The following is a 3,459-nucleotide window of genomic DNA, read 5'->3' as shown; positions in this document are numbered from 1 at the left end:
AGTCTTTATAAAATCATTGCAAATAAATGTAAATATCAGGTTGGTGCATGCCGTTGTTTCAGACGGCCTATTATTTAAAATTGCTTTTCGGAGTGTATATGAGCTATTCGTTTACCGAGAAAAAACGTATCCGTAAGAGTTTTGCAAAGCGAGAGAATGTCTTAGATGTTCCTTTCCTGCTGGCAACCCAAATTGATTCTTATGCGAAATTTTTGCAGCTGGAAAATGCTTTTGACCAACGCACTGATGATGGTCTGCAAGCAGCATTTAATTCTATTTTCCCGATTGTGAGCCATAACGGTTATGCGCGATTGGAGTTTGTACATTACACATTGGGCGAGCCTTTGTTCGATATTCCTGAATGTCAATTGCGCGGTATTACTTACGCGGCTCCATTGCGTGCTCGTATCCGTTTGGTGATTTTGGATAAAGAAGCATCTAAGCCGACTGTAAAAGAAGTTCGTGAAAACGAAGTGTATATGGGTGAAATCCCATTGATGACGCCAAGCGGCTCTTTTGTCATCAATGGTACTGAGCGTGTGATTGTTTCCCAGTTGCACCGTTCTCCAGGCGTGTTCTTTGAGCATGACCGTGGTAAAACACATTCTTCCGGTAAGCTGTTGTTCTCTGCTCGTATTATTCCTTACCGTGGTTCATGGTTGGATTTCGAATTTGATCCAAAAGATTTGCTGTATTTCCGTATCGACCGTCGCCGTAAAATGCCGGTTACGATTTTGTTGAAAGCTTTGGGCTACAACAATGAACAAATCTTGGATATTTTCTACGACAAAGAAACTTTCTATTTGTCTTCAAACGGTGTTCAAACTGATCTGGTTGCAGGCCGTCTGAAAGGTGAAACTGCCAAAGTTGATATCTTGGATAAAGAAGGCAATGTGCTGGTCGCCAAAGGTAAACGCATTACTGCGAAAAATATCCGTGATATTACCAATGCAGGCTTGACTCGTTTGGATGTAGAGCCAGAAAGCCTGATAGGCAAAGCATTGGCTGCTGACCTGATTGATCCGGAAACCGGCGAAGTATTGGCTTCTGCTAATGATGAAATTACAGAAGAACTGTTGGCCAAGCTTGATATACATGGCGTAAAAGAAATTACGACACTTTATATCAATGAGTTGGATCAAGGCGGCTACATCTCCAGCACTCTGCGTACAGACGAAACTGCTGATCAGCAGGCTGCACGCGTAGCGATTTACCGCATGATGCGTCCTGGCGAACCGCCTACCGAAGAAGCTGTTGAGCAGCTCTTCAACCGCTTGTTCTTCAGTGAAGACAGCTATGATTTGTCTCGCGTAGGCCGTATGAAATTTAATACGCGCACATACGAGCAAAAATTGTCTGAAGCACAACAAAACTCTTGGTATGGCCGTTTGCTGAACGAAACTTTGGCTGGCGCAGCTGAAAAAGGTGGTTACGTTCTGAGCGTTGAAGACATTGTTGCTTCTATTGCGACATTGGTTGAACTGCGTAACGGTCATGGCGAAGTAGACGATATCGACCACTTGGGTAATCGTCGTGTCCGTTCTGTGGGTGAGTTGACTGAAAACCAATTCCGTAGCGGTTTGGCTCGTGTAGAACGTGCAGTTAAAGAGCGTTTGAACCAAGCAGAATCTGAGAACTTGATGCCGCATGACTTGATTAATGCAAAACCTGTTTCTGCCGCGATTAAAGAATTCTTCGGCTCTAGCCAATTGAGCCAATTTATGGATCAGACTAACCCATTGTCTGAAGTAACCCATAAACGCCGTGTATCTGCATTGGGCCCTGGCGGTTTGACTCGCGAACGTGCAGGCTTTGAGGTGCGAGACGTACATCCGACTCACTATGGCCGTGTATGTCCTATTGAAACACCTGAGGGTCCAAACATTGGTTTGATCAACTCACTGTCCGTTTATGCGCGTACCAATGATTATGGCTTCTTGGAAACCCCTTACCGCCGTGTTGTCGATGGTAAAGTAACTGAAGAAATCGATTACTTGTCTGCTATCGAAGAAGGCCGTTATGTGATTGCACAGGCGAATGCCGATTTGGACAAAGACGGTAATCTGATTGGCGACTTGGTTACTTGTCGTGAAAAAGGCGAAACCATTATGGCAACGCCTGACCGCGTTCAATATATGGACGTGGCAACCGGTCAAGTGGTATCCGTTGCAGCATCTCTGATTCCATTTTTGGAACATGATGACGCGAACCGTGCATTGATGGGTGCCAACATGCAACGTCAGGCCGTACCGTGCCTGCGTCCTGAGAAACCGATGGTTGGTACCGGTATCGAGCGCTCTGTTGCCGTTGATTCTGCAACTGCAATCGTTGCCCGCCGTGGTGGTGTGGTTGAGTATGTAGACGCCAACCGCGTTGTGGTTCGTGTTCATGATGATGAAGCGACTGCCGGTGAAGTGGGTGTCGATATTTACAACTTGGTTAAATTCACCCGTTCCAACCAATCTACCAACATCAACCAACGTCCGGCTGTAAAAGCAGGCGATGTGTTGCAACGTGGTGACTTGGTAGCCGACGGTGCATCTACCGACTTGGGCGAGTTAGCTTTGGGTCAAAACATGACCATCGCCTTCATGCCATGGAACGGTTACAACTATGAAGACTCGATTCTGATTTCAGAAAAAGTGGCTGCGGACGATCGTTACACTTCGATTCACATTGAAGAATTGAACGTTGTTGCACGTGACACTAAACTGGGTGCGGAAGATATTACCCGCGATATTCCGAACTTGTCCGAACGTATGCAAAACCGTTTGGATGAATCCGGTATCGTATATATCGGTGCAGAAGTAGAAGCCGGTGATGTCTTGGTAGGTAAAGTAACACCTAAAGGCGAAACCCAACTGACTCCTGAAGAAAAACTGCTGCGTGCTATCTTCGGTGAAAAAGCATCTGACGTAAAAGATACTTCATTGCGTATGCCTACCGGCATGAGCGGTACCGTTATCGACGTTCAAGTCTTCACTCGTGAAGGTATTCAACGCGACAAACGTGCTCAATCCATTATTGATTCTGAATTGAAACGTTACCGTCAAGATTTGGGCGATCAATTGCGTATTTTCGATAATGACGCATTCGACCGTATCGAGCGTATGATTGTTGGTCAAAAAGCCAATGGTGGTCCGATGAAGCTGGCTAAAGGCAGCGAAATCACTACCGAATATTTGGCAAGCCTGTCCAGCAAACATGATTGGTTTGACATCCGTCTGGCTGATGAAGATTTGGCCAAACAGTTGGAACTGATTAAATTGAGCCTGCAACAAAAACGCGAAGAAGCGGATGAGTTGTATGAGATCAAAAAGAAAAAACTGACCCAAGGCGACGAGCTGCAACCGGGCGTACAAAAAATGGTGAAAGTATTTATCGCCATCAAACGCCGTCTGCAAGCCGGTGACAAAATGGCGGGTCGCCACGGTAACAAAGGTGTGGTATCACGCATTC

1 protein-coding gene is annotated in these 3,459 nt (G+C 45.9%); it reads left to right on the top strand.

Going from position 1 to position 3,459, the window contains the following annotated elements:
• Positions 1-98: 98 nt before the first annotated feature.
• Positions 99-3,459: DNA-directed RNA polymerase subunit beta (rpoB, locus tag ACTHUT_RS15895; protein WP_440419032.1), on the top strand; the 3,361-nt coding region annotated here is incomplete at its 3' end.

The sequence above is a fragment of the Neisseria sp. P0022.S010 genome (assembly GCF_051956635.1).
This window is presented reverse-complemented; position numbering and strand designations above follow the sequence as displayed.